Source organism: Tamaricihabitans halophyticus (assembly GCF_004340875.1).
Taxonomy (GTDB): Bacteria; Actinomycetota; Actinomycetes; order Mycobacteriales; family Pseudonocardiaceae; genus Tamaricihabitans; species Tamaricihabitans halophyticus.
Map to the genome: position 1 here is coordinate 1 of NZ_SLXQ01000036.1, position 6167 is coordinate 6167.

The window sequence follows — 6167 nt, forward strand, 5'->3', positions numbered from 1 at the left end:
GATGGCGTAGGAACCTCCATCGTCGGGAGACCTCGACGTCTATCTGCGGACCGACGCGCCCGGCCGACCTACACCCTCATCTGGGAAGAGCCCGCGACCAGGAACTCGAAGCCGCGCGCACCGCCAACCGGGATCTCATCGCCAACCTAAACAAGCGCAGATGACCGCGGCGACGATCTCAGCCCATCGGGCGTCGTCGTCGAAGGCGAGCTCGTCCAGCGGCACCAGGCAGACGGGGTCCCGGTAAGAATCGTTTTAGCAGGTGCAAGCGAGGCGTGTGGGGTTGGGCCCGGGGAAGAACCGGGACAGGTCGAAACGGTAGGTAGATCAGCGTTGTTGGGTGGCCGGTTGGCAATGCAGGGCGCGGTAGACCGTGGTGCGGGAGTCGGTGAAGACGTCGGCGATGGTGTAGTCGCTGGTGCCGTGCATGCGGACCAGCTCCCGTGGTGTCTTAAGGACCGGCGGAAGCGCGGAAAGTCGTGGTCCCGTGAGGTGCTACTCCTGTTCGGCAGCCGCGGCGGCCTACGGTCGCGGCTGGGTGTACGCAGGACTGGTCCCCGTACCTGCCTCGCGAGGGTCTCGGTCGGAACCCCGGCGCCCGCCGGACGTCAGGGTGCCCCTTGGTCCTGGGCTCGTAGGCTCTGGCGGCGTTCCTGCTCGCGTTTGCTGTAGGCGGCCTGGCGGACCGCGTCCTCGCTGGCGAGCCCGGAGCCCAGGGCTCCGGCGATGGTGCCCATCGAGGCGGATAGCCAGGCCACGATCGCGAACTCGCTGAAGCCGCTGGGGTGTTTAAGGGTGCTGGTGAGGTAGTCGGGTGGGATCACGACCAGCGCCGAGATCAGGGTGACCACGAACAGCAGTGAGTACATGCACAGCACGCCGATCGAGATCGTCAGCGTGGTGGCCGCGTTGTAGAGCGCGGCCTCTTCGCGCAGTTGCCGGCCCGAGGGTCGCTCCCACAGGCTGTTGTCGATGATCAGCCATGCGATCATCGCCAGGACCGCCAGGACGTTGACCAGCGTGAGGCGCCAACCACTGAACGCATCGGCGAGCTGCCAGATGTTGGAATAGAACACCCCGAACGCCGCCCCCGCGGCGGCGCCGGCGATGGCCGGGGACAGGCTCGGCACCAGCCGCCACGGCCGGTTCGCCCGCACCATCCCGGCCAACAGCCGCAGCCGTCCCCGGGTTCCGGTCAGGGCCAGGTGGGTGTCGATGCCCTCGTCGGTGGAGTCGATGTGCTGCACCGGGGCGCCCGGGCCCAACGCCCGGTGGGCGCGCGGCCCCTGGCCGTGCCCGTCGCCGCCGTCACCGAGCGGTTTGTCGATCAAATGCTCGGCGACCTGGTGCACGATCACCTTGCGGGCTTGGCGGCGCAGCCCCATCGCGCCCAACGCGGGCAGCGAGACCAAGCCGACGCCGGTGGCGAGCCCGTAGTCGGAGACGATCGGCTGGGTGCCGGCCCGGCGGGGGAGCTCGGTCACCAGGATCACCAGATCCCACCGGTGCTCGGCCATGGCGTGTTGGCCGATCTCGACCGAGGGCAGCCTGCCGTGCTCGTCGAGGGTCAACTGCTGGGAGGCGGTCTCTACCCGCCATCGGGCACGGCCGTCGGTCTCGTGTTCAAGCAGGTCGGGCAGCTGTTCGGCGAGGTTGTCGGACAACTCGTTGGGCAGTCCGGGGTCGCCGAGCAGGCCCAGCGTCACTGTGGGCGCATCGGTTGCGGCGCCGCCTTGGGTTGCCATTACGTCACCTCCCGTGCGAATCGAGCGCTGTGGGCTGCCGCCCGCAGCAGCGCACCGGCTGCTCGGGGCATCTCAGGTCGGGGGTTTCTCGGCGATCACGTCCACGGGTTCGATGGTGGGCTGGGCGAACAGGGTGCCGGTGTTGTCGGCGAGGGCTTGGGCGACCTGGCCCGAGAGGTGGGCCTGGCGACCGGAGTCGTCGGGAAAGGCGTCGTAGATGCCGAAGGACGAGGGCCCGAAACGGATGGCGAACCACCGCACCGTGTTGGGCTCCTGTTCCACGATGCCGAGCCCCTGCTGCAGGAAGTTCTCGACATCGCCCTCTCGTCCGGGCAGCGCCTCGATCCGGACCAGCAGTCCGACGGTGACGGTTTCAGCCATGCCTGGTCTCCTTCTTGGGTGTCCGGTCGCCGGCTTCGGCGATTCGACCGGTTTGTTCGGTCTGGCTTCCGGGGCGAGGTGCTCGGGCCCGTCGTCCCGCGCAGCGCCCCGTCGTTGGCATCCAGTGGTAGTCGCGCTTGACCCGCGCGGCGCTCGACAGGCGGTGGTGGGCATCTAGCCGCCTGCCGGGCAGAACCTCGGGGGATGAGTCATCGGCACTTCTGGCGCGCGTCCGCAACGGTCGGCGGGCTCGGGGTCAGAACGCGGCCATGGCGGCCTCGACGACGATCTGGTCCTGCTCGCCGGTGCCCCCGGAGACTCCGACCCCGCCGACGACGTTCCCGTCGCTCCCGTGCAGCGGCAAACCTCCGGCGAAGATCATCACGCGGCCGTGGTTGGAGTCGCTGATGCCGTAGAACTGCTCGCCGGGCTGGGAGTTCTTCGCTAGGTCACCGGTCGAGGTGTCGAAGGCCCGCGCGGTGAACGCCTTGTTGATCGAAATGTCGATGCTGCCCATCCAGGCGTCGTCCATCCGGATGTGTGCGACCAGGTTCCCGCCCGCGTCGACCACCGCCACGTTGCTCGGCGACCCGATCTCGTGGGCCTTCTGCTCGCCTGCGGCGATCACCCTGCGGGCATCGTCGAGGGCCACTGTCTCGATCTGTCTCATCGTTGCTGGCTTCCTTGTCCGTTTCTCGCGGCACCCGGTTTCTCGGCCCGGTGGTTCAGGCGGGGTTGAGCACGACCTTGGTCCAGCCGTCGTCGCGGGCGTCGAAGTGCTGGTAGGCCTCCGGCGCCTGGTCGAGGGTCAGGTTGTGGGACACGATCCAGGACGGTGCGATCTTGTTTTCGGCGATGAGGTTGCGCAGGTGGCGGTTGTAGCGTTTGACCGGGGCCTGCCCGCAGCCCATCTGCTGACCCTTGAACCAGAAGGAGCCGAAGTCAAACCGGGCCTTGCCCTGCTGGGCCAACTCGTCCGGCGCGCCGGGGTCCTGGGGGACGAACACGCCGACGGTGCCGATGCCGCCGGTGAACTTCACCGAGGCGACCAGGTTGTTGAGGGTCAGCGCGTTGTCCTCGTTGCCTTGGGGGTCGTGGGCCTGGTAGCCGACGCACTCGGCGCCACGGTCGGCGCCACGGCCGCCTGTCTGCTCCATGATCTGGTCGACCGGGGAGCCCTTCGAGTCGTCGATCGGGATCGCGCCGATCTGCTCGGCCAGCTTGAGCCGGTCGGGGTGGCGGTCGACGACCATCACCTTCGCCGCGCCCTTGACGCTCGCGGACAGCGCGGCCATCAGACCGACCGGACCGCCCCCGTAGATCACGATGGTTTCGCCGGGAACCAGCCCGGACATCTCCACGGCATGCCAGCCGGTGGGCAGGATGTCGGAGAGCATCGTGTAGTCGTTCTGCTTCTCCTTGGCGTCATCGGGCAGGCGTAGGCACTGGAAATCGCCCCACGGGATGCGCAGGTACTCGGCCTGGCCGCCGGCCCAGCCGCCCATGTCGGCGAACCCGTAGGCGCCACCTGCCATGTCGGGTTCGTTGGCGGCCAGGCAGTAGTTGGTCAGTCCGTGTTCGCAGTTGCGGCAGTGCCCGCAGCTGACGTTGAACGGGACGGACACCATGTCCCCGACCTCGATCTTGTCGACGCCGCCGCCGACCTCGATGACCTCGCCGAGGTTCTCGTGGCCGAAGATACGGCCCTTATCGAAGTCGGTGCGCCCTTCGTACATGTGCAGGTCCGACCCGCAGATATTGGTGGAAGTGATCTTGACCAGGACGTCGTTGGGCCGCTCGATACGCGCGTCGGGAACCTCGGAGACGCTGACGTCGCGGGGGCCGTTGTAGACCAGTGCCTTCATGTTCTTCTCTCTTCTGGCGGATGGGTTCGGTTCAGGTCTGGGTGCGGGCCCGGTGGCGGCCTTCGGCGAACTCCTCGACGATCTTCGAGCAGAACGCGGGCAGGTCGTTGGGGTCGCGGCTGGTGACCAAACCCTGGTCGGTGACGACCTCCTCATCGACGACGTTGCCGCCGGCGTTGCGGATGTCGGTGCGGATGCTGGGGAACGAGGTCAACGTGCGGCCGCGGACCACGTCGGCCTCGACCAACGTCCACGGCCCATGACACAGCGAGCCGACCGGCTTACCGGAGCTCACGAACTCCCGCACGAAACCCACCGCGTCGGAGTTGACCCGCAGCCCGTCAGGGTTGAGCGTGCCGCCGGGCAGGATCAGGGCGTCGAAGTCATCGCCGGAAACGTCGGAGACCAACCGGTCGACGGTGAAGGTGTCGCCCTTGTCGATGTCGCCGTTCATCGACTGAATCTGCCCGGCGTGGATCGACAGCAACGTCACCTGCGCCCCGGCCTGCTCGACCGCTTGACGGGGCTGGGTGAGTTCGACCTGCTCGACACCGTCGGTGGCCAGGATCGCGACCCGCCGGCCGCGCAGCTCATCCGCCATGGAAATCGCGCCTCCTCATAGTGTGGAAACAACCACAGCGAAGGCATACCCGTGTCAGACCGGGACGAAACCGTCTGCCGAGTGGCGGTCAGCGCGGATCGGCGGGCTGTGCAGACGTTGGGCCCGCACCGGGCCTGCGGTTGCTCACCCCCCTGCCCGGCAGCGCCGGTGGGATGCGCCGTGGCGTCCGAGTGCGCTGGACGCTCCACCAAGGCCACTGCCGCCTCCGGGTGGCCTACCCCAATGACCTGCAGCCCTGGTACCCGCCCCGCCATGCATCGCCGAACAGCGGCCCACGCTGATGGGAACCCATGCGTGTCGACCCCAGCAGGGCAGTTCATGAATGTGCCGCAAGCCGATCCGCTTGCGGACGCCAGTTGATCAGCTTGAGCTGAGGGGCGGCCTGCTGGTCATGTTCAGCTTCACCTCGCCGTAGGGCAGCACGTGAGACCAAAACAAAGGGGGTGAGGCCGCGGCGGTCAGGGTGTCGGCCCATTCGTGTTCGGCGAGCAGGTCCTGAATCATCAGCGTGTTCACGTAGACGAGCGCGGCCTGCAAGATGCGCAGACACAGCACGCTCATCTCCTGCTCGTGGCGGCGGTTGGTGGCCAGCTCGCCGCCTTTGCCGTAGAAGATGACCGCGTTGGCACGGTTCCACGACTCGATGACGTTCAGGCCCTCGTTCATCTCTCGTTGGAGTGCCCGGCTGTGTAGGTAGCGGCCAGGAAGATGGTCTTCTGTGCACGGCCTACCTCGATCATTACCTGGTAGGTCGGGTGGGCGGCGTTGGCCTTCATGAACCGGCGCAGGATCGCCTCCGTCGACGCTGTACCCACGCGGATGGCGGTGGCGTATTTGACCATCTGGTCATACTGCTCGGCGATGCGGTCACACCGGATTGGCCTGGTCAGCGCTGGTGCCAAGCCGGGACACAGGTCCGTTTGGCCGACGGTGGGCCGGTAGAGCTTGACCTTGTTGATGCGCTTGATCCTGGGCAGCAAATCGAACCCGAGCAGCTTGGTGATACCGAACCCGATCCCGGACTGGCCGTGCGTGTCCACGTAGTTGGCCTCGACCTGCATCTCAGTGCCGTGCCGGATCGCGCCGTCGACCATGACGTGCACCTCGGAGGCCGAGCAGTTCAACCGCTGCGCGCCGTCGACAGCCTCCACAGACGCAGCTCAGGACAGCACCCGACCAGGTGACCGAATCGGCTTGCACCACACCTGTTGCGATCACTAGGCTTCATCAACATTGCTGCTGAGCTGCTAAGACTCAATCGCAGAGTCCACCTCAGACTGGCGAACCCCGGAGAAGACACGTACCACTGCTTCGGGTGCGGCGAAGGTGGCACGGCAGCCACGTTCGCCGCCCGAATCCAACGCCATTGACTGCCGGTTCCAGTCAGACCGTTAGCCGATCACTCGCTACCTCAGTGTTCGTCGAACTTTGCGGAGTGTTCTTTGGCCGAACCTCCGCCACTAGATGAATGATTCCGTGAAGATCACGTGAAGCGTGTCGCGCTGGGGAAGTAGGTGGAGGGCTTCCAAGATCATTGTGTGACGAACAACCTCG

The 6167-nt window shown here is 66.7% G+C and carries 5 protein-coding genes and 1 pseudogene; all 6 read right to left on the bottom strand.

Annotated features, from left to right (window positions below; genetic code table 11):
• Nucleotides 1–608 precede the first annotated feature (608 nt).
• The 6 genes and pseudogenes from EV191_RS29820 to EV191_RS30785 all read right to left on the bottom strand — a co-directional run bounded on the left by EV191_RS29820 (nt 609) and on the right by EV191_RS30785 (nt 5707).
• Nucleotides 609–1745 carry a hypothetical protein gene (locus EV191_RS29820; RefSeq protein ID WP_207894886.1) on the bottom strand — a complete coding sequence of 379 codons (1137 nt, stop codon included), beginning with the start codon at nt 1743–1745 and terminating at the stop codon, nt 609–611.
• 72 nt (nt 1746–1817) lie between these two features.
• Nucleotides 1818–2126 carry a putative quinol monooxygenase gene (locus tag EV191_RS29825; protein ID WP_132881461.1) on the bottom strand — a complete coding sequence of 103 codons (309 nt, stop codon included), beginning with the start codon at nt 2124–2126 and terminating at the stop codon, nt 1818–1820.
• A 256-nt stretch (nt 2127–2382) separates the two neighbouring features.
• Nucleotides 2383–2796 (bottom strand): GlcG/HbpS family heme-binding protein, encoded by a 414-nt coding sequence (locus EV191_RS29830; protein WP_031465739.1) that lies wholly within the window; start codon nt 2794–2796, stop codon nt 2383–2385.
• 55 nt (nt 2797–2851) lie between these two features.
• Entirely contained in the window at nt 2852–3991 is a 1140-nt protein-coding gene (locus EV191_RS29835; RefSeq protein WP_132881463.1) for a glutathione-independent formaldehyde dehydrogenase, read from the bottom strand.
• Nucleotides 3992–4022: 31 nt separating this feature from the next.
• Nucleotides 4023–4592, bottom strand: a complete 570-nt coding sequence (locus EV191_RS29840) for a type 1 glutamine amidotransferase domain-containing protein (protein WP_207894889.1) — start codon at nt 4590–4592, stop codon at nt 4023–4025.
• Between the two features lie 381 nt (nt 4593–4973).
• A pseudogene (locus EV191_RS30785) lies at nt 4974–5707 on the bottom strand (Tn3 family transposase).
• Nucleotides 5708–6167 lie beyond the last annotated feature (460 nt).

Coding starts and splice junctions, on each gene's coding strand:
- EV191_RS29835 (WP_132881463.1), bottom strand. CDS start 3,991: ATGAAGGCACTGGTCTACAACGGCCCCCGCGACGTCAGCGTCTCCGAG.
- EV191_RS29840 (WP_207894889.1), bottom strand. CDS start 4,592: ATGGCGGATGAGCTGCGCGGCCGGCGGGTCGCGATCCTGGCCACCGAC.
- EV191_RS29830 (WP_031465739.1), bottom strand. CDS start 2,796: ATGAGACAGATCGAGACAGTGGCCCTCGACGATGCCCGCAGGGTGATC.
- EV191_RS29820 (WP_207894886.1), bottom strand. CDS start 1,745: ATGGCAACCCAAGGCGGCGCCGCAACCGATGCGCCCACAGTGACGCTG.
- EV191_RS29825 (WP_132881461.1), bottom strand. CDS start 2,126: ATGGCTGAAACCGTCACCGTCGGACTGCTGGTCCGGATCGAGGCGCTG.